A 21,260-nucleotide genomic window follows, 5' to 3' on the forward strand; every position below is an offset into this window, starting at 1 on the left:
CCAGCTCCTTAGATCGATGCTGTCGACGTGGTTTTTGACGGAGTAACCGTCTGGTTTGCATTGGTTCCTGATATTTGAAGGACGGAACTCAGCAGGGTACTGCCCAATCCCTTCAAGTTGAGCAGTGTGGGGTTTGTTGCATTCCCCAAGGCAACGCTATCGACCTTGCCATAAGCGTATGTAGGGATAGTTTCCGCCTTGCCATCCACACTGCCACTGGCCTTGAGCACATATTTTCCAGGTTTGACCCGGTTACCTGCCTTGTCAGTGCCATCCCAGGCGATTTCCACATTGCCCTTCTGCTCTCCTTCCAGGCTAAATTCCTTGATAACCTGGCCAGCTTCATCTTCCACGGTAATCTTTATTCCCGCATATTTATTGGCAGTGCCAACCTGCACTACGCCTGAGATAGGGCCCTCCTTGTCTAGATAGCCAACATTGCTGGGCAAGAGCACATTCTGGCCAACCAGAGAAGAGGCTTGCAGAGCCTGGCTGGAGATCATTTGCTCATTGAGCTTGCCCATCTGGGTAGACAGACTGTTGATCCCCTCCGAGGTCGACATGGAAGCCATCTGGGAGAGCATCTGGGCATTGTCCACCGGCTTGAAGGGATCCTGATATGACAGTTGCATGGTCAGCAGTTTCATAAACGAAGCCTGATCCAGCTCTTTCTTCGGCGTAGTGGTGGTGCCAGTAGTCTGGGCCGTGGTACGGCCAATGCCGTTCACACTGTTGGTGGTATCGACCATGTTGCATCCCTCCTATCAGGATTTGCCAAGCTGAAGCGTCTGCTGCAGCATCTTCTTGGCCGAATCTGCAACCTGTACGTTGGTCTGGTAGCTGCGCGAGGCATTGATCATGTCAGCCATCTCTTCAACCATGTTGACATTTGGTTTGAAGATAAAGCCATCCTTGTCCGCCATCGGGTGGTTAGGGTTGTACTCCTTGAGCAGTGGAGCCTTGCTTTCGACAATGCCCTTCACCTCAACGCCGACCGACCCCTGTTTATCTGACATGGCTTGATCGAGCTGAGCGGCAAAAATTGGCCGCCTGGCGTGGTAAGTGTTTTCCACGCTGGAGCTGACGCTGTCCGCGTTGGCCATATTGCTGGCAACCGTGTTGAGACGCACAGACTGCGCACTCATGGCCGAGCCGGCAATATCAAAGACCTTGAACAAACTCATCACTGCTCTCCTTTCAGGGCTTTAAGCAAGCCACTGATCTTGCGGTTCATAAATTCCAGGGAGGTTTGGTACTCCAGACTGTTGCGCAAGAACTCGCTCCGCTCCTGCTGCACATCCACCGTGTTGCCATCACCCGTATCGGGCTGCAACGGATTGCGGTATTGGACAGTACCGGGGGCATCCATATTCAAGGCAAAGTGCTTTTCACTGGTTGTTACCAGGCCAAAACCCTGTTTATGCTGGGCATCCTGCAACGCCTGTGCAAAGTTGATATCTCTTGCTTTAAAACCTGGCGTGTCCGCATTGGCGATATTACTGGACAACACCTCGGCACGCTTGGCGCGAACACCCAGCGTGTATTGATGGATACCAAATGCCTTGTCAAATGAAAAAGCCATAGCACACCTCCTGCTTGGTATATTTTTCCTGCAAGAGATGTGCCAGACGATTTACAAGACACTGCTGGCTGTCGAGTCCAGGTATGCTCAACCTTGTGGATGGAATGAAAAGCTCTGCAGTGCGGGTATATGGGAACATGGCACAATGCCATCATGAATGGAGCCGAAAAAAGAGAAGGAGGCGCAGTGCCTCCCCTCTTATAAACAGTGTCAACAATCCCGACACCCTCGAATACCAAGGGCTGCAACGCTATTTGACCTTGTAAACAATTCCGGGATTGCAGCGTATCATCTCGAATCTGTCGGTCAGTCCCGCAAGTGATTCTGAAGCTCCCAGCATCAAGTACCCACCAGGATTGAGGCTGGAGGCAAACTGGTTGAGGATTTTTGACTTCACTTCCGGTGCAAAATAGATAAGCACATTACGGCAAAAAATGATGTCAAATTTACCGAGCAGACTATAGCTTTCCAGCAGATTAAGCGGCCGGAAGGTGGTCAATTTTCTGACTCGCTCTACCACCCGCATTTTGTTATCACCATAGGGCTCAAAAAACATCTTCTTGCGCTCTGGCGACAATCCGCGGGCCAATGCCAGACTGTCATATACCCCTTCCTTACACTGATTCAGCATAGTAGTCGATATGTCTGTCCCGACAATCTGCACCCCACCAGGCAAGGTGCCAGGTTTCTTCATCTGCTGCTCCAGCGCAGTCATGGCGATAGAATAGGGCTCCTGCCCCGAAGACGAAGCGGCAGACCAAATCTTGACAGGACGACCACTTTTACCCAGCTCAGGAAAAATCTTGTCGGTCAACAGCTGGAACGGATAGGTATCGCGAAACCAGAGTGTTTCATTAGTGGTCATCGCATCAACAACCGCCATTTTCAGGTCACGCTCACGCACACTCATTGCACGGGTGACCAGTTCAGACAGACTCTCGATGCCAAACTGCGCCATCAACGGTGAGAGACGGCTCTTCACCAGATACTGTTTGTTATCACCCAGCACGATTCCGCTCTGTACCGCAAGAAAGTTGCTGAACTGTTTGTATAAGTCGTCCGAAAGTGTCTTCATGCAGCTGTTCTTCTTTAATTAGAGTGCGTTTTGTACGGCTTTGGCCAATTCATCAGGCTGGAACTTGGCAATAAAGTTGTTTGCACCAACTTTTTGTACCATTGCCTGGTTAAATACACCACTGAGCGAGGTATGCAGAATAACATGCAAATCTTTGAGATTGGGATTATTCCGGATCTCGGCAGTGAAGGTATAGCCATCCATCTCAGGCATTTCGATATCAGAAATCACCAGCGCAATCTGATCCTTGATAGGGCCATTTTTGGTCATCTCCAGCAACATATTCAATGCCTCGCGGCCATCTTTTGCCAGCACACATTCGACACCGATTGCCTCAAGCGCACGCTGTACCTGTTTGCGTGCAACAGACGAGTCATCAGCAACCAGCACAGGACGCCCCAAGGTCGGATGCTCGACACTGGCTTCCACCAGCTCTTGGCTGACCTCGGTAGAAACAGGAGAGATTTCGTTGAGAATGCGCTCAACGTCGAGGATCTCGACCAACTCACCATCAACCTCGGTAACCGCCGTCATATAGTTGATACGGCCGGCCCCCTTGGGGGGAGGCAGAATAGACTCCCAATTCATATTGATAATGCGTTCCACAGAGTGAACCAAAAAACCCTGAATAGAACGGTTGTACTCGGAGATGATAATGAAGCACTTGCTCAAATCTTCAATTGGACGCTTGCCCATCGCCATGCTGAGGTCGATGACCGAGATAGTCTGGCCTCGAATATGAGCAACCCCGCGAATACAGGAGTTCAACTTGGGCATCACGGTCAACGGGGGACACTGCAACACTTCACGCACTTTGAATACGTTGATGCCAAATCTTTGACGTCCATTAAGACGAAACAACAACAATTCCAGCCGGTTTTGCCCCACTAGCTGGGTACGTTGGTTGACCGAGTCCAGGATACTGGCCATAAACACTCCCTAAAAACGCTTGGCATTAATCATGCATGCGTGATGGATTGCGTCAGACTATCGATGTGACAACAAACAGATTCTGAAGCAATCATAGTTAAATATGGTGATATGCGTGAACAACTTATCGACCGACGAGCGAAAATGATTAACCGACTTTTACTCATCAGCCTCTTTTTTGGCTGCATATCTTCCAGCGATGCCTCGGAGGTCACAACCTATCTGAGGGAGCGGGCAGAAGAGTTCGTTTATAGCCAACTCGATCTGCAGCTGGATGCCAGAGCAGAGGTCACAGCTGCGACCCTTGATGAGAGACTCCCACTGACCCGTTGCGAAGATCTGTTGACCATCAGCTTACCAGCAAAAATGGAAATTCGCCGTAATACAACAGTTTACATTAAGTGTGAAGAAGACAAACCCTGGGATGTCTACTTACCTGTAAGGGTCAGTATTCAAAAACCCTTTGTTACCGTCACGGCTCCGATAGCCAAAGGGGATCTGCTGAGTGAAAGCCAGCTGGTAGTAGCGTTTCAGGATCAAACCCTGATCCGCGGCGACTACCTGACTGACACAGCCCCTCTTATCGGAGTCCGCAGCAAGCGGGAGATCAAACCGGGACAGCCCATCCGTTTGAGCCAAGTTTGCGTGGTATGTAAAGGGGATCAGGTCACCCTGACTGCCGAAAACAGCAATTTCCAGATCAAAACCATGGCCCGAGCCTTGCAAGATGGCAGTTTCGGAGAGATCATCAAACTCGTCAATATTCGCTCCGGCAAAACGGTGGAAGGTAAAGTCACAGCTGTCGGTGCCGCATCGGTCACTTTTTGATATCCGGAGCCTGAACAATTTTTTCTAAAGTTTTGACCTGCCGCACCGATAAACAGGTAAGCAAACCTTAAAGCAGACGAAGGTAACTAAAATGGCCATCAACAATATCAACAACTTGGCGAATAATCGGTTGCAAAATACCGCTAATAGCCAGGGGACAGGCAGCAAGTCAGTCACCTCATCGCCCGAAAACAAAGCGACCACTGTCAAGCTGGACTCAGTCTCCTTGACCAGTGAGGCGCAACAATTGCAAAAAATGCAACAGAACCTCAATACCGCCTCAACCGGCAACGAGAGCAAGGTTGAACGACTGAAGAAAGCCGTCGCGAGTGGCGAATATCAGGTTAACAGCGACGCTGTGGCCAAGAAGATGTTCAGTTTCGAGGCCAATCTGGACAAAGTTCTGGGATGATAGATTTACCTTCGTTACTGCACACCCAAGATAATTACCTCAGCCAGATGCAATGCATTCTGGAAGAGGAATTCAGCTTGCTCGAACAGCATCAGGCACTGGCCCTGCCTGCACTGACCGAGCGCAAACAGCAGCTGCTTGCTGCGATAGAAACGCTGGACAAGACCCTCGCAGAGATGCCGGAACTGGCACTACAGCTGGCAGCCTATCCAGACGAGATGGCGCAGCTTCGTGCAAAACTGGATGCCTGCCAGGCACAAAATGATATCAACGGTCGATTGCTTGAATTGAGCATCGTCTCAAACCGTCGTCTGGCAACCTTTCTGAGTCAACTGCGCGATCGCAACAGCCTGACCTATGACGCCAAGGGTAATACTCGCTCTGGCACCCGCTCCTACGGTATCAAGGCCTGACATCTCCTATCAGGCCTTGCATTTTTGCTCGCAGTTTTAAAGCACCAGTCGCAACAACTCTCGCCCATCCTCACACGCATTGACGCGCAGTACCCCGTCCTCATAGCACCCGTAACTGGCAGGCAACTCGCCGCGCGGGAAACAGATCGACCCCGGGTTCATCAATACCCGCTCCCCCTGCAACTCCAGCACCGGCACATGGGTGTGACCGCTCAGGAACAGACTGCCCTCCGGCAGTTGTACCTCATCCGGGCGATAAAGATGACCGTGGCTGACAAACCAGCGCCGCTCATCGATCAGCAACTGGTTGTAGGGGGCTGTGATGGGAAAGCGCAACAGCATCTGATCCACTTCGGAATCGCAATTTCCCCGCACCGCGATGATTTGCGGTGCCAACTCGTTGAGTCGATCGGCCACGGCAGCCGGGTTATACCCTTCCGGCAGAGGATTGCGCGGGCCATGGTTGAGTAGATCGCCGAGCAGCAGATAGTGATCCGGCTGCCAAGATTCAAGCTGGGTCAGCACCCGCTCCAGCGCAGTAATGCTGCCGTGAATGTCGGAAATAATCGCAAGTTTCATAAGATGCTCCTCACTGCGGGCTGAAATAGAGATCCTTGGTGGCAATCGTTCCTTTCAAATTCTGGCTGGGCAGTCCCCGCAGGGTGGGATCCACCAGTCTCATCTGATTGTAATGATACACGGGGAGGATCGGCGCCTCTTCAAGCAGCAACTGTTCGGCATGCCGGTACAATTCAACCCGACTCGCACTGTCCAGCGTATTGGCAGCCTGCTCCAGCAGCAGATCAAAATCGGGATTGCAGTAGCCGCTCTCGTTGCGCAGATCCTGACAACGGAAGCTGCCCAATATGGCTGACGGCTCCACGTAATCGCCAAACAGGAAACTTCTGGCCACCTGGAAATCACCGCTATCCTTGGCCACCTGATAGGCGCCCCACTCCAGACTGTTGAGGGTGACCTGTACCCCCAGCTTCTGCCACATGGCAGCAATGGCCATTGCCATCTGCTTGTGGGTTTCTGCGCTGTTGTAGGTAATGCTCAGCTTGAGTGGATTGGCACTGTTATACCCGGCAACTGACAACAACGCTGCCGCTTTGGCCTGGCGGGTTGGCATATCTTCAAGCGCCACAGGCAATATCACCCGGGGGTAACCCGGCATCTCCGGCAACAGCGACCATGCTGCCTGTTCATCCTGCCCGCTCACCGATCCAATGAGCAACTGTCGATCAACCGCCATGGAGAGCGCCTGACGCACCCGCACATCCTGCAGTTCGGGGCGCTTCAAATTGAACGCATAGAGATAGGTACCAAACAGCGGCAAGCCCCAGAGCCGCTCCGGAGATTCGCGCTTCATCTTCTGGTAATAGCCGAGGGAGACCTTGTTGGTGAGCTGGATTTCACCAGCCTCATAGCGCAGCCGTTCGGCATGTTGCGAAGTGATCGGCAGATAGGTGACCCGTCCGATACGGGTGTGAAGGTCATCCCAGTAGTGGATATTGCGCTCGGCTTCTATCCGCTCGTTTGGCGTCCAACTTGTCAGCCGGTAAGCACCATTGCTCACCAGCTTGCCGGGCTCGGTCCACTGTTTGCCAAATTTAGCTATCGCCTTTTGATTGACCGGCACAAAGGGGCGCTGACTGATGAGCTGCAGGAAATAGGGAGCCGGCCGCTCCAGGGTGATTTTCAAAATCTGATCACTTTGCGCTTCAATGCCCAGATTGCCGAGCTCCAGCGCACCGGCATAGATGGATTGCGCATTGTTGATCCCCGTCGCCAGCAGCAATCCGGCAGAAGGGGAGTTGATGGCCGGATCGAGCAGACGGCGCCAGGCATAGACGAAATCAGCGGCCACCAGCGGCTCGCCATTGGACCATTTCAGTTGAGGGCGCAGGAAGAATCGCCACTCCAGCCCATCGTCACTCACCTCCCAGCGCTGGGCCTGAGCAGGAACGATATTCCCCTGCCCATCATCACTGACCAGCCCTTCAAACAGATCGACCAGCACGGCCTCCCCCGGGAAACCGGAGCGCACCAGCGCCGGATCCAGCGACTCCGGCTCGGCACCGTTGCCCTTTACCAGGGTTTGCCGATCGGCAAGCAGAGGCTGCTGCTCAACGGTGGTGGCATGGGCCAGGGGCCCAGCCAGCAAGGCAAGCAATAGCGGGGAGAGCCAGCGTTGCGCCAGCTTGGGGAAGAAACCATACCTCATGACAAAACCTCGAATAAAACCACTGCAGGAGGGGAAGGCCGACGGCGCGCCTGATGAATGCCTGATACCGCTCTTGTTATCCCCGAAAACGCCCCGTATTGTATCGGGCTTGCCCGGGAGATGGAGTCTTTCGGGTTAATTTTTTCAGGAGTTTTTATGGGTTATGAGTGGCTGGCCCTCGCGTCGGCCAGTTTATGGGCAGTTGCAGCGCTAATTTCGGTCAAACCGGCCCGTCATCTCGGCGCATTTGCCTACAGCCGCTGGCGCATGTTTCTGGTCAGCCTGATGCTCGGCACCATGAGTCTGCTCACCGGTGGCTGGCAAACCCTCACCGCAAGCGCCTTGCCACTGCTCGCCATCTCGGGGCTGGTCGGCATCTTCGTGGGCGATACAGCGCTGTTTGCCTGCATGAACCGGCTGGGGCCAAGGCGCAGCGCCCTGCTCTTCTCCTGCCATGCGCTGTTTTCCGCCCTGCTTGGGCTCTGGCTCTTTAATGAACAGCTGACAGGCTGGCGACTGCTGGGGGCCATGCTGGTCTTTGCCGGCGTGATGCTGGCGATCCTGTTTGGCAGACGCAGTAGCAGCAACGAGTGGGAGCAGATCCGTGGCAATCTGGCGCTGGGAATTGGCCTTGGCCTGACGGCGGCATTGTGTCAAAGCGTGGGAGCCATCATCGCCAAGCCGGTGATGATGAGTGGTGAGGTGGATGCGGTGAGTGCATCGGGTATCCGGATGGGCAGTGCCCTGCTGGCCCACTGCGTCCTTCGGCTGGGGCGTTTGCCACTGGCCATGCCGCTCAAACCGGTCAATCGCCATATCCTCGCCATGATTGCCACCAACGGTTTTCTGGCGATGGGGCTGGGCATGACGCTGATCCTGATGGCGCTGCAGCAGGGCGAGGTGGGCATGGTGGCCATTCTCTCCTCCACCACGCCGGTACTGCTGCTGCCGCTGTTGTGGTGGCACTCGGGGGAGCGGCCATCCATTGCCGCCTGGGCGGGTGCACTGATTGCCACCCTGGGCACAGCACTGGTGCTGGGTTTCAGCACTCACTGACACCCGGCCCCCCCTGATCAGAACAGGGCAATCTCCTCAGCGGTCAGCTCGCGGTATTCACCGGGTGCCAGATCTTCATCCAGCGTCAAACCGCCCACCCGCTCGCGATGCAAGCCAACGACCTTGTTGCCGATGGAGGCAAACATCCGCTTGACCTGATGGTACTTGCCTTCGTGGATGGTCAGACGGGCCTCGCACTTGCCGAGAATTTCCAGCTGGGCAGGACGGGTTTTATCGGTCTCGTTACGCAGGTAGACCCCTTCGGCGAACAGCTCGATGGCATCCGGGCTCACCGGATCGGCCAGCCAGACGTGATAGGTCTTGGCACACTCGTGGCGCGGCGAGGTGATGCGGTGGGACCACTGACCGTCGTCGGTCACCAGCACCAGACCCGTGGTATCGAGGTCGAGGCGACCCACTACGTGCAGCTTGCCCATCGCCGGTTCATCCATCAGGAAGAAGACGGTCGGGTGATCCGGATCCTCGTTGGAACAGACATACCCTTCCGGCTTGTGCAGCATGAAATAGCGGTTGCGCTGCTCCAGTGTCAGCAGCACGCCGTCAAACTCGATCTGGCTCTGCTCATTGATATGAAAGGCGGGCTGCTTGACCACAATGCCATCCACCATGACCTCGCCCTGACGGATCAGTTTGCCTGCCAGCGAGCGGGTCAAATCGGAACAATCGCACAGAAATTTATCAAGCCGCATTCACAACCTCGGAGTCCAACAAGTAAAGGGGCGTCATTATATCGGGCGGGGGCGACAACGCCACTGTTAAGGGGTTGCCAATTATGACGAACTGTTCATCCGATGTTACACTTCTCCGGTGTGACCCATCCGAACGATACTCATAATAATAAGAGTCAGGAAGCCCTCATGAAGTCTCAAGCATCCTATCCCGTCATTCCCGTCAACCAGCTGAAACCCGGCATGTACGTCATTGCTATCGCCAGCCAGACAGGTGGGATGGAGATCGCCCAGATGGGCTTGGTGACCAGCGTTGCGCAAATTGCCAATCTGGTACGTCAGGGGGTGCTCACGGTACGCATCGATCTGGCCCGCAGCAAGCTGGGCAGTGCCGAGAGTGACGCCGTTACCTCCCCCGATCTCAATGCCAACAGCGCCCAGGTAGGGCGCCGTGCCAGTGCCAACGGCGAAGGACGGGAGCTTAAAATCCGCCGCCTCTATCAGGAAGCGCGCGAGCTGCAAGGCAAGTTCATTCGCCACCTCAAAGCGGGTGAACCCATCGACATCACCCCGCTGGCCGAAGTCGCCGAAGAGATGGTGGACACCATGTTCACCCACGGCGATGCCATGCTCTGTCTGGCCCGTATTCGCGCCAAGGATGCCTACCTGATGGAGCACTCCATGAACGTGGCCATTCTGCTGGCCAACTTCGGCCGCTATCTGGGGCTGGAACGCAGCGTGCTCAAGGAGCTGACCCTGGGTGGTCTGCTGCACGACGTGGGCAAGATCATGACCCCGGACGAGGTGCTCCACAAACCGGGCAAGCTGACCGACGAGGAGTTCGCCATCATGCGTCAGCATGTGGTGCACAGTTACGAGATCCTCAGCAATACCCCAGGCATTACCCCCACCATGCTGGAGGTGGCCGCCAACCACCACGAGCGGCTCGATGGCTCCGGCTACCCGCAGCGACTCAAGGGGGAGCAGCTCTCTCTCTATACCCGGATGAGCGGCATCGTCGATGTCTATGATGCCATCACTGCAGATCGGGTCTACAAAGCAGGTATGCAGCCGACCCAGGCCTTCCGCATTCTGCTCAAGGGGATCAATCAGCACTTTGATGCCGAACTGGTTACCAAGTTCATCAAGTGCATGGGGGTCTATCCGGTGGGAACCTTGGTACAGCTCTCAAACCAGCGCCTTGCTATCGTGATGCAGCGCAACGAGCAGCAGCCGCTCAAGCCGGTGGTCAAGGTGATCTATCACGCCACCCAGCGTCACTACCTCGACGTACAGTGGCTGGATCTGGCCAAGTCAGGGGTGCAGGAGAGCATCGAGAATACAGTCGACCCCAAAGAGTTTGGCATCAACCTCGCCAACTTCTTCTAAATCTATCACCTCAGATATTCATGATTGGCGCTGGCTGTCGAGCCAGTGCCGGATCAGAAACTCCTCATCCAGCGGCGAGAGATCAAAACGCAGGCTGACCTCTTCAATGGCAGAGATATCGTGCTGGTGGTGCTCGCTGAGCCAACGCACCGCACGACGCAAATCTTCACCATGGGGGAGCAGCAGATGGTCGCTCATGGGATACCTCCGGTAGACTGCAGGGCGGCCCGCGAATGTAGCCACCTCTTTCCAGTCTAGTCGGTCAATCCCCATCACCCGCGCTTCTTCACCCTCCCCCCTCAATCACGGCAATCAGCTTGCCACCGGGATCAGCGACCGAAAGCGCGCTGCCAATCCTGATCGAACTTCACCAGCGCCGCATCCACCGCAGGCACATTCAGCAACTGCTCGGCCACATCAAGCGGCAAGGTGATCGATTGGCAACCGGCCAGCAGGCAGTCGAGCGCCTGACGGGGAGTGCGGAATGACGCTGCCAGCACCTTGCTGTTCGGCGCGTGCAGCGCAAGCAGCTGTTGCAACTCCTGCACGGTAGCAATGCCATCGCCACCCTGGGCATCCAGCCGGTTAACGTAGGGCGCGACATATTCCGCCCCCGCCACCGCCGCCAGCCAACCCTGCAGCGGGGTATAGACAGCGGTGCCCAGAGTCGGCACACCGTTAGCGGTCAGGCTCTTGATGGCCGCCAGCCCCTCTGCGCATACCGGGATTTTGATCACCAGATCCGGGTCCAGCTCACGCAGGGCAAATGCCTCGCGCACCATCTCGGTTTCGGTTTTGGCCATCACCTGGGCAAACAGGCGCGCCTTGGGCCCCAGCACGTCGCGCAGGGCGGGCAGCAGCTCACAGAGCGGCAATCCCCCGGCGGCGGTAATGGAAGGATTGGTGGTGACACCGGCCAACGGCAGGATCCGTGACCAGCGACGCACTGCCGCCACATCGGCGGTATCGAGATACAGCTCCATCTCTAACTCCTTAACGGGATGTTCAATATGTCGCCATTCTAGCGATAAAACATCTGCAAATAGCTTGATCGAAATCAAATCAACTTTCGAATGAAAGCAAATAGAATGCAAATACAAAAGGAGGCGGTATGATTTTCGACCTGCAACGATATTCAACTCACGATGGCCCCGGCATTCGCACCCTGGTGTTTCTCAAGGGGTGCTCGCTGGCCTGTCGCTGGTGTCAAAACCCGGAAAGCCGCTCTCCCAAGCCGGACATACTACTCGACCGGCGCCAGTGCATCGAGGGATGCCAGCTCTGCAGCGATGCCTGTCCGGCAATCTTGCGTGACAGCAAGGGCATCCAGCTCAGCCGTTCTGCACTCAAGGCCGATGATATGGAACGGCTGCGTGGCCTCTGTCCGAGCGAAGCGCTGCAGGTGTGCGGCCGCGATGAAACGCTGGACACCCTGATGGACACCATCTTGCGGGATCGCCCCTTCTTCGAGCGCAGCGGCGGTGGCATCACCCTCTCCGGTGGCGAGCCGTTTATGCAGCCCGACTTTGCCGCGTCCCTGCTCGCCCGCTGCAAGGCCGAAGGGCTGCACACGGCGGTCGAGAGCTGCCTGCATGTGCCCTGGCACCAGATTGAGCCAAGCCTCCCCTCACTGGACCTGGTGCTGGCGGATCTCAAACACGTGGATAAAGAACGTTTCTTCCACTGGACCCGCGGCAAGGTGGAGCTGCCCATCGCGAACCTCAAACGCCTCGCCGAGCACGGCGTGCCGATGCAGATCCGGGTGCCGCTCATTCCCGGCTTCAATGCCGACCGCGCATCGATCGAAGCCATCACCGACACCGCAGCCAGCCTCGGCACCGTGCAGGAGATCCACTTCCTCCCCTACCACACCCTGGGGATGGGCAAATATGCCCTGCTGGATCTGCCCTATCAGGCGCCGGAGACACCGCTCGATGACCCCGATTTACTTAGCTTTGCCCATGCATACGCCCAACGTCAGGGGCTGACCCCTGTGACCAGAGGATAAGATCATGACCCAGCTCGACCTCAATACCCTCAGCCCGCGGATCCGCGCCCACAAAGAGAGCCTGATCCACATCGTTCAGCCGCCGGTCTGCACCGAGCGTGCCCGCCACTACACCGAGGCCTATCAGGCTCACCTCGCCCGGCCGCTGCCGGTGCGCCGCGCTCTTGCGCTGGCCCATCACCTCAAGGAGCGCACCATCTGGATCAGGCACGACGAGCTGATCGTCGGCAATCAGGCCAGTCAGGTGCGGGCGGCGCCACTGTTTCCCGAATATACGGTGAGCTGGATTGAGAAGGAGATCGACGAGCTGGCAGACCGTCCCGGCGCCGGTTTTGCAGTCAGCGAAACCGACAAAGAGATCATCCACGCCCTCACTCCCTTCTGGCGAGGCCAGACGGTGCAGGATCGCTGCTTCGGCCTCTTTACCGACGAGCAGAAAGCGCTGCTGGAGAGCGGCATCATCAAGGCCGAGGGCAACATGACCTCGGGGGATGCCCACCTCGCGGTCAACTATGAGGAGCTGCTCACGCTGGGGCTCGATGGCTTCAAGGCCAAGGTGGCCGAGCGCCGCAGTCGGCTGGATTTGGCGGATTGGGCCGATCTGCAACGCGAGCAGTTCCTGCACGCCGTCGCCATCACTCTGGATGCGGTCAGCGCTCACATCATGCGCTACGCCGCACTTGCCCATGATATGGCAGCACAAGAATCTCGCCCCGAGCGCCGAAACGAGCTTGAGACCATAGCGCTCAACTGCGCCCACATCGCCCACCAGCCCCCCGAGACCTTTTGGCAGGCACTGCAGCTCTGCTACTTTATCCAGCTCATCCTGCAGATCGAATCCAATGGCCACTCGGTGTCGTTCGGCCGGATGGATCAATATCTCTACCCCTGGTATCGCCGCGAGGTGGAATTGTCGGAATCCCTGCCTCGGACACGCGCCATCGAGCTGCTGCAAGGGTGTTGGCTGAAATTGCTGGAAGTGAACAAGATCCGCTCCGGCACCCACTCCAAGGCCTCCGCCGGCAGCCCGCTCTATCAGAACGTCACCATCGGCGGCCAGAACTGGCAGGATGGCAGTGCCCATGACGCGGTCAACGGCCTCTCCTACGCGATTCTGGAGTCCTGCGGCCAGCTGAGATCCACCCAGCCCAACCTCTCGGTGCGCTACCATGCCGGGATGAGCGAGGATTTCCTCGACGCCTGCATTCAGGTGATCCGCTGCGGCTTTGGCATGCCCGCCTTCAACAACGACGAGGTGGTGATCCCCGAGTTCATCAAGCTCGGGGTGAGCGTGGAGGATGCCCACCACTACGCCGCCATCGGTTGCATCGAGACCGCCGTGCCCGGCAAGTGGGGCTACCGCTGCACCGGCATGAGCTTTATCAACTTCGCCCGCATCCTGCTGGCGGCACTGGATGGCGGCCGCGATGCCACCACCGGCAAGGTATTCCTGCCCCAGCCCCAGTCGCTACGAGACGGGAGCTTTGGCAACTTTGACGAGGTGATGGCCCGCTGGGATGAGCAGGTGCGCTACTTCACCCGCAAATCCATCGAGATCGACTGCGTGGTCGACAGCGTGCTGGAGGCTCAAGCCCATGACATCCTCTGCAGCACCCTGGTGGATGACTGCATCGAGCGCGGCAAAACCATCAAGGAGGGAGGCGCCGTCTATGACTGGGTCTCCGGTCTGCAGGTGGGAATTGCCAACCTCGGCAACAGTCTGGCGGCCCTAAAGAAACTGGTGTTCGAGCAGGGGGTCGTAGACCAGAGTGAGCTGGCCGAAGCACTCGAGCAAGATTTTTCAGGACTGGCGGGGGAGCAGCTGCGCCAGCGCCTCACCAATGCCGCCCCCAAATATGGCAACGATCTGGACGAGGTTGACCTGCTGCTGGTGCAGGCCTACCAGAGCTACATCGACGAGCTCAAGGGACTGCACAACACCCGCTTCGGCCGCGGCCCCATCGGCGGTACCTACTATGCCGGCACCTCCTCCATCTCCGCCAACGTGCCCTTCGGTGCCGCCACCATGGCCACCCCGGATGGCCGCCACGCCCGCACGCCGCTGGCGGAAGGGGCCAGCCCCTCCTCGGGTTCGGATCGTCTCGGCCCCACGGCGGTGTTCAACTCCATCGGCAAGCTGCCCACGGCGGCCATCCTCGGCGGGGTGCTGCTCAACCAGAAGCTGAGTCCGGCGAGCCTTGAGAACGAGCGGGACAAGGCCAAACTGATGAGCCTGCTGCGCACCTTCTTCGAGGTGCACAAGGGGTGGCACGTGCAGTACAACATCGTCTCACGGGAGACCCTGCTGGCGGCCAAAGCCAATCCGGATCAATACCGGGATCTGGTGGTACGGGTGGCGGGCTATTCGGCCTTCTTCACCGCCTTATCCCCCGATGCGCAAGATGATATCATCGCCCGAACCGAGCACAGTCTCTGACGGGCCCATCAGGGGCAGCTGTGCCCCTTATATGACCGGCAAGCCACCCGTGCGGTGGCTTGCCGCTATCCACTGTCAACCAGCGAGGTCCCATGAACCCACGCCACCAATTGATCCTCACTCTGGTCCATCAGGCCCGCAAGATGAGCGTGAGCGAGCTATCCCAACGTACCGGGGTCTCGGAGGTGACGGTGCGCAACGACCTGACCGCTCTCGAAAAGCAGGGGCTGCTCAAGCGGGTGCACGGCTCGGCCATGGCGCTGGAGAGCGACGACCCCGATGCCCGGATGAACATCAATTACCTGCTCAAGGAGCGCCTCGCCGAGCGGGCCGCCCAGCTGGTGGAGGATGGCGAAACGGTCTTTATCGAGGGGGGCAGCGCCAACGCCCTGCTGGCCCGCCATCTGGCCCTGCACAAGCGGGTCACCATCATCACAATCAGCAGTTATATCGCCCACCTGCTGCGCGACACCCAGGCTCAGGTAGTGCTGCTCGGCGGCCTGTTCCAGCATCAGAGCGAGAGCGTGGTGGGGCCGCTCACGCGCCTCTGCATCGAGCAGGTGCACTTCTCCAAGGCCTTCATCGGGGTAGACGGCTTTCATCCCGAGATGGGCTTCACCGGCCGCGACATGATGCGCGCCGACGTGGTCAACAGCGTGCTGGCCAAGGGGGTGACCAATGTGGTCATCACCGACAGCAGCAAGTTTGGCGCCATCCACCCGAGCCCGCTCGGTACGCCGGGCCAGATCAAGGTGCTGGTCACCGACGATGCCCTGCCCGCCCCCATGCGGGCCACCCTGGCCACACGCGGCATCACAGTGCACTGCGTCTCTGCCTGAATCGCACCTTGCCCCCGTTGCCGGGTTGCTCCCCCGCCGGTCGGCTTGACGGCGCCCACCCTGGCGGGGGTATGCTCGTCCTCTTTTGGCCTCTCATGCCAGAGGCCACAGACCGAAGGACACCGCATGCACACCAAAGACAAGTTTCTGGCCGCTCTGGTCATCCTCTGCTGGGGACTCAACTTCGTGGCCATCAAGTGGGGGCTGGAGGGGATCCCCCCCCTGCTGCTGGGTGCGCTGCGCTTTATCGGTGTGGTCTTTCCCGCCATCTTGCTGGTGCCCAAGCCCGCCATGCCCTGGCGCTGGCTGCTGGCCTATGGCGGCGCCATCAGCCTCGGTCAATTCGCATTTTTGTTCAGTGCCATGAAGTTCGGTATGCCGGCAGGCATGGCCTCACTGGTGCTGCAATCCCAGGTGGTGTTCACCCTGCTGTTCGCCATGATCTGGCTGGGGGAGCGCTGGCAACCCCACCACTGGGTGGCGCTTCCCTTGGCGGGATTCGGCCTCTATCTCATCGCCACTCACGGTGAAGGCAACCTGACCTTGCTCGGGTTTATCCTGACGCTGTGCGCCGCCGCCTGTTGGGGCCTTGGCAACGTCATCAATCGCCAGATCGGGCTGCGCTACCAGACCACGCTGCCGAGCCTGATCGCCTGGGGCGGTCTGGTGCCCATACTGCCGTTTTTTGCCCTCTCCTGGCTGTTCGAGGGGCCGGAGCTGATGGCCAGCAGCCTGCTCAACTTCAGCTGGCAGGGATTATTGTGCGTGCTCTATCTCTCGTATGTCGCGACCTGGCTGGGTTACGGCCTGTGGGGACGACTGCTGATGCGCTATCCGGTGGCGCAGGTGGCGCCGCTCTCCCTGCTGATCCCCTGTGTCGGCATGGTGGCGGCCGCCCTGCTGCTCGATGAACATCCGACCGCCTTGCAGTGGCTAGGCTCAGCTCTGGTGCTGCTCGGCTTTGTGGTCCATCTGCTGGGTAGCCGACTGCGCTGGTTCAAACCACAGAGAGCGACATGATGAGCTGTTGCCAATTTGCGCTATTTCATTGACCTGACAGGATAAAATTTCCATGATGAGCCAGTCCCCATCGGGACTGACATCACCGAAGCGTGAGCTGCAGGAAGCAGACTTTCAGGAGAGCAAGGACATGCCATCGACCATCACCGCCGGGGAACGCCGACTCTCCCCTATCATTCGCGCCACCGCCATCACCCTGGCCCTGTGCTGGAGCCCGTTTGGCTGGAGTGCCACGCTGCCCACCGACTTGAAGTGGGAGAGCAACAACCAGGATCCTCTCTATGCCGATCCGGCCGCTAAGCGCGGCGGCACCTTTCGCACCTTTATGACCAGCTTCCCCCTTACCTTGCGCAAATATGGCCCCGACTCCAACGGCGGCTTTGCCGGTTACGTGCGGGAAACCAACCTGCCACTGCTGAGCACTCATCCCGTCACCGGCAACCCCATGCCGATGCTGGCAAACGAGTGGGCCTTCGGCGCCGACAACAAGACCCTCTATTTTCGCATCAATCCCAAAGCGCGCTGGTCAGACGGCCAACCGGTCACCGCCGATGACTGGCTCTTTACCCTCAAGATGATGCGCAGCAAAGAGATCAACGACCCCTGGTACAACAACTACTACAGCACCCAGATAGCAGACATAACCAAGTTTGATGATCACACTCTGGCCATCACCAGCGGCACCGAAAAGAGCCGCCAAGATCTGCTCGAGTCACTGCCCATCAGCCCGGAGCCGAGCCACGCCATCAAGCTCACTGCCAACTGGGTCAAGGAGTACAACTGGAAGGTGTTGCCGGTCACCGGCCCCTATCAGATCGATCATGTGAAAAAGGGCAAATCGGTCACCTTCAAACGGATTGAAAACTGGTGGGGGGATAACGAGCGCTACTTCCAGCATCGCTTCAATCCTGCACGGATCGAGATCAAGGTGCTCAGAGATCTGAACATCGCCTGGCAGCACTTCCTGCGCGGCGATCTCGACACCTTCCCGCTGGTGATGCCCAACTGGTGGCACGACAAGACCAAAACCGCGGAGTTCGAGAAGGGATATATCGGGCGTATCTGGTTCTACAACCAGACCCCGCAATCGCCGATGGGGCTCTATCTCAACACCGCCGATCCGCTGCTGAGCAATCTCGATGTGCGGCTCGGCATCCAGCATGCCCTCAATCTCGACAAGATGCTCACCACCCTGCTGCGGGGGGATTACCAGCGACTCAACAGTTATGGTGCCGGTCAGGGGGAGTTTACCAACAGCGAGATCAAGGCCCGTCCGTTCGATCCCAAACTGGCACGGGAATACTTTGCCAAAGCAGGTTTCAACAAGGTTGGGCCACAGGGGATTTTGCAAAACGACAAGGCACAGTCACTGACCCTGGCCATCACCTACACCACGGCGGAGCACGCCCAGCGGCTCACGCTGCTGCGGGAAGAGGCCAAGAAGGCGGGACTTAATCTGGAGCTCAACCTGATGGATGCCTCGGCCGGGTTCAAATCGATGCTGGAGAAAAAGCACCAGAGTGCCTGGATGGCCTGGGCGGGCAGCCGCTATCCCGCCTATTGGGAGTTCTTCCACAAGGTCAACGCCAACAAGCCCCAGACCAACAACATTATGAACATCGATGACGATGCCATCACGGCGCTGGTGGAGCAGTATGACAAGGAGTTCGACTTTGCCAAAAAGGCTGCTCTGTCACGGCAGATCCAGCAGCGGCTCTATGAGCTGGCGAGCTTCGTCCCCGCCTATCAGGTGCCCTACACCCGGGAAAGCGCCTGGCGCTGGATAAAACTGCCAAAAGTACCTGCAACACCCAAGAGCGAGCAGCTCTACTGGCCTCTCGGGGGCGACAACAGCGGTTACAGCTATGGCGGCCTGCTGTGGATTGATGAAGAGCTAAAATCCGAGACCAGGGCAGCCATCAAGAGCGGCAAGATCTTCCCGGCCATACTCCTGACTGACACCACTTACCGGCAACAGTAGTTCTGGCCAACCTCCTCTGTTCCTGCAAACGCAGGATGTCCATCCCCAAAAACGACAGACCCCGCACAGTGGCGGGGTCTTGTTTTGCAACCGGGTTGCTTGCAAGCAAAAGAGGCAATTAGCCGCGCTTGACCTGCTTCTGGGCGATGGCGTCGGCCACATCTGCCGGCTCCAGCACAATGCCTTCCTGATCCGGGGTCGGGAACACGGCCACACACAGTTCATCCTGCTCCATGCCGTCAATCCACCGCTCCAGCCACACCTTGAGGGTTATGGACTGTGGTTTGCAATCTGCCCACTCACCTTCGGCCCACGCCTTGGCGTACTCCGGGTGCGGCCATACCGGGATGCAATCTTCATCGTCGGTGGTCAGCATCATGACGCCATGCTCGTCGGTCAGAACGAAAAGCTCTTCATGCTCGACCAGCTTGCTGATGAAGTGATCGTAACGGTAGTCAGCGTTGAGTTGCAGCGCGGCATTGCGCTCGGTGTCGCTCAGTTCATAGCTCATTGGCCAAGTCTCTCTCTCAATAAAGGGCGCCATGTTCACATCTTGTGGTCAGCTTGTCCAGCTTGCCGCCTCCTGACTCCCGTCGGGGAAACAGCAACGCTCATAAGGATAGAGCAGGGCGCCGAATAAAACGTCTCACCAACCTTCCAGACCTGATTAAAAGGTCGGGGTGATCAGCTCTACATCAGGTTGTTCGCTCAACTTCTGTCGCAGCCAGTAGGCAGACTCTACTTCGACGAAGCAGAGTTGATCCCGACCGTCAGCCGCACTTTTCATCAACTGCTCAAATCGCTGCTGTTGTTGTTGCTCCCAGAGAGCGGCAAGCTTTTCGCCATGGGCCTCATCCACCACTTCGCGACGAAGTTCGAACAAATTATCTGTGATCGGGCTGTTGATCTTGGCTGCGCTGTGCCAGTACATCTGCAAGTTGTCCATCATTTCGGTGTCGTAGTTGGCCAGCGCATCCAGCTCCGCAGTCGCCCCTTCCTGACCAGATATAAAATCGCACCAACCGGCATCGAGATTTGCTAGCTCGCGGGCGTGAGCCCCTTTAGCATGTTTGCGAAGCTGGGTAATGTCGCCCCCCTTGCGGGCAGGTAGCCACACCTCTCCCTCATGGCCCTCTAACAAGGAGGTCAGCAAGGAGACTGGGTAAACAGGGAAAGTGGTGGTGTGTGAATGCAGCAGAGATACCAGCGTGATCTTGACCATGAGCAATACCTTGGACTGGGCGAACAGCCGCCAATGGACCGTCCGATATATAGAATGCCCCTATCCTACCACGTTTGGCCCGGTTCGACCCTTGACGAAGCTGTCAGCCAACCATCTGATTACGCCGAAAAAAACAGCATTTGAAACGCAGCATCCAGCCAAAGATCAATAATTTGAGCCAGCGCCCACTAAAGTGGATCCGGGGATGCTAGTTTGCATACATCTTTAGCGTAAGGAGTAAATCCATGATTGGGATCGACCAGGTTTCTAACGAATTCGTGAACGATTTGAAAATACTGGCATGCTTTGATCCGGCCAACATGAGCCTGGGGATTAAATTACGCAGCGATATGTCTGAAGAGTTGTGCCAAGCGGCAGCCCGCCTGCACCAACAGGGGCTCATCAGCGCAGAAGATGGCGGCTATCTCACCCCGTTTGGCATGACCATGGTTGAACACCTGCAACATCTACTGGTCGCACTCAAACCGCTTTGACAGGCTGTGGTGCCCAGAGGGAAAAGTTGAGTAGCTCCCAGCGCTTTCCTTGGTGAAGATGGCAGGCAAACAGCAAAGGACCTTCGGGTCCTTTTACTTTGCCATCCACCAGCCACTCCCCCTCCCTTTCAGGCACCAGTCGCGCATTCACCTCATCGGGTTGCTGTGCAGTGCCCATCCGGACCTGGACAAATTGCTGGCAGATCACCTGCGCCTCCATCGCGGATTGAACCGGTACCGGCACATCAGAAGTCGCAGTCAGGGTGGCAGCAAGCATGAGCGATAGCAGCATGATTTAGCACATCATAAGCCAGACAAACAAAAAGCCGTGGCACCAGAGGTACCACGGCTTTCTTAAATTCTGTAAGGATTACAGAGCAGTTACGTTCTCAGCCTGCGGGCCTTTCTGACCTTGGGTCACAGAGAACTGTACGCGCTGACCTTCAGCCAGGGTACGGAAACCGTTACCTTGAATGGCGCTGAAGTGAACGAAAACGTCCGGGCCGTTTTCTTGCTGGATGAAGCCAAAACCTTTGGTTTCGTTGAAAAACTTAACGGTACCGGTGATCATGTTAGACATATCTTTAAACCTGTATTCAAAATAATTACTTATGCTTTTCAGCGGATAAAGCTCAAAAAACGGGATTAACTTATGAAC

The 21,260-nt window shown here is 57.2% G+C and carries 25 protein-coding genes; 11 read left to right on the forward strand and 14 right to left on the reverse strand.

Features of this window, described 5'->3' with window-relative positions:
• Positions 1-8: 8 nt before the first annotated feature.
• From G5154_RS17260 to G5154_RS17280, 5 genes are all read right to left on the reverse strand, one after another.
• Positions 9-749 (reverse strand): flagellar hook assembly protein FlgD, encoded by a 741-nt coding sequence (locus G5154_RS17260; RefSeq protein ID WP_005344528.1) that lies wholly within the window; start codon positions 747-749, stop codon positions 9-11.
• Between the two features lie 15 nt (positions 750-764).
• Positions 765-1,184 carry a flagellar basal body rod protein FlgC gene (flgC, locus tag G5154_RS17265; RefSeq protein WP_005344527.1) on the reverse strand — a complete coding sequence of 140 codons (420 nt, stop codon included), beginning with the start codon at positions 1,182-1,184 and terminating at the stop codon, positions 765-767.
• Positions 1,184-1,582: a flagellar basal body rod protein FlgB gene (gene flgB, locus G5154_RS17270; protein ID WP_005344526.1), complete on the reverse strand. Its 399-nt coding sequence runs from the start codon at positions 1,580-1,582 to the stop codon at positions 1,184-1,186. The genes flgC and flgB overlap by 1 nt, the downstream gene beginning before the upstream one ends.
• A gap of 250 nt (positions 1,583-1,832) precedes the next feature.
• Positions 1,833-2,657: a CheR family methyltransferase gene (locus G5154_RS17275; RefSeq protein WP_005344525.1), complete on the reverse strand. Its 825-nt coding sequence runs from the start codon at positions 2,655-2,657 to the stop codon at positions 1,833-1,835.
• Positions 2,658-2,675: 18 nt separating this feature from the next.
• Entirely contained in the window at positions 2,676-3,587 is a 912-nt protein-coding gene (locus tag G5154_RS17280) for a chemotaxis protein CheV (protein ID WP_005344523.1), read from the reverse strand.
• A 144-nt stretch (positions 3,588-3,731) separates the two neighbouring features.
• Between G5154_RS17280 and flgA the strand changes: the two genes are divergently transcribed.
• From flgA to G5154_RS17295, 3 genes are all read left to right on the forward strand, one after another.
• Entirely contained in the window at positions 3,732-4,415 is a 684-nt protein-coding gene (flgA, locus tag G5154_RS17285; RefSeq protein ID WP_216980329.1) for a flagellar basal body P-ring formation chaperone FlgA, read from the forward strand.
• Positions 4,416-4,506: 91 nt separating this feature from the next.
• Positions 4,507-4,827 (forward strand): flagellar biosynthesis anti-sigma factor FlgM, encoded by a 321-nt coding sequence (gene flgM, locus G5154_RS17290; RefSeq protein ID WP_005344518.1) that lies wholly within the window; start codon positions 4,507-4,509, stop codon positions 4,825-4,827.
• Positions 4,824-5,240, forward strand: coding sequence for a flagella synthesis protein FlgN (locus tag G5154_RS17295; protein WP_421243990.1), 417 nt, complete (start codon positions 4,824-4,826; stop codon positions 5,238-5,240). The genes flgM and G5154_RS17295 overlap by 4 nt, the downstream gene beginning before the upstream one ends.
• Before the next feature lie 36 nt (positions 5,241-5,276).
• On the opposite strand, the gene yfcE is transcribed toward G5154_RS17295, so the two are convergent.
• The gene (gene yfcE / locus G5154_RS17300; RefSeq protein ID WP_421243991.1) at positions 5,277-5,819 is read right to left on the reverse strand and encodes a phosphodiesterase; all 543 of its coding nucleotides are present in this window, start codon (positions 5,817-5,819) and stop codon (positions 5,277-5,279) included.
• Positions 5,820-5,829: 10 nt separating this feature from the next.
• Entirely contained in the window at positions 5,830-7,467 is a 1,638-nt protein-coding gene (locus tag G5154_RS17305; protein WP_421251224.1) for a peptide ABC transporter substrate-binding protein, read from the reverse strand.
• Between the two features lie 156 nt (positions 7,468-7,623).
• Here G5154_RS17305 and G5154_RS17310 point away from each other — a divergent pair, with 156 nt between their 5' ends.
• Positions 7,624-8,523: a DMT family transporter gene (locus G5154_RS17310; RefSeq protein ID WP_421251225.1), complete on the forward strand. Its 900-nt coding sequence runs from the start codon at positions 7,624-7,626 to the stop codon at positions 8,521-8,523.
• Between the two features lie 17 nt (positions 8,524-8,540).
• Here the strand turns inward: G5154_RS17310 and rsuA are convergent, their stop codons facing one another.
• On the reverse strand, positions 8,541-9,233 hold the full coding sequence (gene rsuA / locus G5154_RS17315; RefSeq protein WP_421251226.1) for a 16S rRNA pseudouridine(516) synthase RsuA: 693 nt from the start codon (positions 9,231-9,233) through the stop codon (positions 8,541-8,543).
• Positions 9,234-9,401: 168 nt separating this feature from the next.
• Between rsuA and G5154_RS17320 the strand changes: the two genes are divergently transcribed.
• On the forward strand, positions 9,402-10,601 hold the full coding sequence (locus G5154_RS17320) for an HD-GYP domain-containing protein (RefSeq protein ID WP_005350638.1): 1,200 nt from the start codon (positions 9,402-9,404) through the stop codon (positions 10,599-10,601).
• 18 nt (positions 10,602-10,619) lie between these two features.
• Here the strand turns inward: G5154_RS17320 and G5154_RS17325 are convergent, their stop codons facing one another.
• Both G5154_RS17325 and fsa read right to left on the reverse strand, forming a co-directional pair.
• Complete coding sequence (locus G5154_RS17325) at positions 10,620-10,799, reverse strand: hypothetical protein (RefSeq protein WP_204379587.1); 180 nt, start codon at positions 10,797-10,799, stop codon at positions 10,620-10,622.
• 131 nt (positions 10,800-10,930) lie between these two features.
• Entirely contained in the window at positions 10,931-11,584 is a 654-nt protein-coding gene (gene fsa, locus G5154_RS17330) for a fructose-6-phosphate aldolase (RefSeq protein WP_005334193.1), read from the reverse strand.
• 128 nt (positions 11,585-11,712) lie between these two features.
• Between fsa and G5154_RS17335 the strand changes: the two genes are divergently transcribed.
• The 5 genes from G5154_RS17335 to G5154_RS17355 all read left to right on the forward strand — a co-directional run bounded on the left by G5154_RS17335 (position 11,713) and on the right by G5154_RS17355 (position 18,886).
• Positions 11,713-12,609 (forward strand): glycyl-radical enzyme activating protein, encoded by an 897-nt coding sequence (locus G5154_RS17335; RefSeq protein ID WP_421251227.1) that lies wholly within the window; start codon positions 11,713-11,715, stop codon positions 12,607-12,609.
• 4 nt (positions 12,610-12,613) lie between these two features.
• Entirely contained in the window at positions 12,614-15,046 is a 2,433-nt protein-coding gene (locus G5154_RS17340) for a formate C-acetyltransferase/glycerol dehydratase family glycyl radical enzyme (protein WP_421251228.1), read from the forward strand.
• Positions 15,047-15,138: 92 nt separating this feature from the next.
• The gene (locus G5154_RS17345) at positions 15,139-15,885 is read left to right on the forward strand and encodes a DNA-binding transcriptional regulator YciT (protein WP_421251229.1); all 747 of its coding nucleotides are present in this window, start codon (positions 15,139-15,141) and stop codon (positions 15,883-15,885) included.
• Positions 15,886-16,011: 126 nt separating this feature from the next.
• Positions 16,012-16,905, forward strand: coding sequence for an EamA family transporter (locus G5154_RS17350; RefSeq protein WP_421251230.1), 894 nt, complete (start codon positions 16,012-16,014; stop codon positions 16,903-16,905).
• 130 nt (positions 16,906-17,035) lie between these two features.
• Positions 17,036-18,886 (forward strand): extracellular solute-binding protein, encoded by a 1,851-nt coding sequence (locus G5154_RS17355; protein WP_421251246.1) that lies wholly within the window; start codon positions 17,036-17,038, stop codon positions 18,884-18,886.
• Positions 18,887-19,004: 118 nt separating this feature from the next.
• Here the strand turns inward: G5154_RS17355 and G5154_RS17360 are convergent, their stop codons facing one another.
• Together G5154_RS17360 and G5154_RS17365 are read right to left on the reverse strand one after the other, a co-directional pair.
• Complete coding sequence (locus G5154_RS17360) at positions 19,005-19,397, reverse strand: DUF2750 domain-containing protein (RefSeq protein ID WP_421251231.1); 393 nt, start codon at positions 19,395-19,397, stop codon at positions 19,005-19,007.
• Positions 19,398-19,553: 156 nt separating this feature from the next.
• Complete coding sequence (locus tag G5154_RS17365; RefSeq protein ID WP_421251232.1) at positions 19,554-20,108, reverse strand: hypothetical protein; 555 nt, start codon at positions 20,106-20,108, stop codon at positions 19,554-19,556.
• A 245-nt stretch (positions 20,109-20,353) separates the two neighbouring features.
• Here G5154_RS17365 and G5154_RS17370 point away from each other — a divergent pair, with 245 nt between their 5' ends.
• Positions 20,354-20,602, forward strand: coding sequence for a TIGR02647 family protein (locus G5154_RS17370; RefSeq protein WP_005334209.1), 249 nt, complete (start codon positions 20,354-20,356; stop codon positions 20,600-20,602).
• Here G5154_RS17370 and G5154_RS17375 read toward each other — a convergent pair.
• Both G5154_RS17375 and G5154_RS17380 read right to left on the reverse strand, forming a co-directional pair.
• The gene (locus tag G5154_RS17375) at positions 20,589-20,894 is read right to left on the reverse strand and encodes a hypothetical protein (protein WP_368225628.1); all 306 of its coding nucleotides are present in this window, start codon (positions 20,892-20,894) and stop codon (positions 20,589-20,591) included. The genes G5154_RS17370 and G5154_RS17375 overlap by 14 nt on opposite strands.
• A gap of 78 nt (positions 20,895-20,972) precedes the next feature.
• Positions 20,973-21,182 (reverse strand): cold-shock protein, encoded by a 210-nt coding sequence (locus G5154_RS17380; protein WP_005302803.1) that lies wholly within the window; start codon positions 21,180-21,182, stop codon positions 20,973-20,975.
• Positions 21,183-21,260: the final 78 nt, after the last annotated feature.

The organism is Aeromonas sp. 600527, assembly GCF_049175415.1.
Taxonomy (GTDB): domain Bacteria; phylum Pseudomonadota; class Gammaproteobacteria; order Enterobacterales; family Aeromonadaceae; genus Aeromonas; species Aeromonas veronii_A.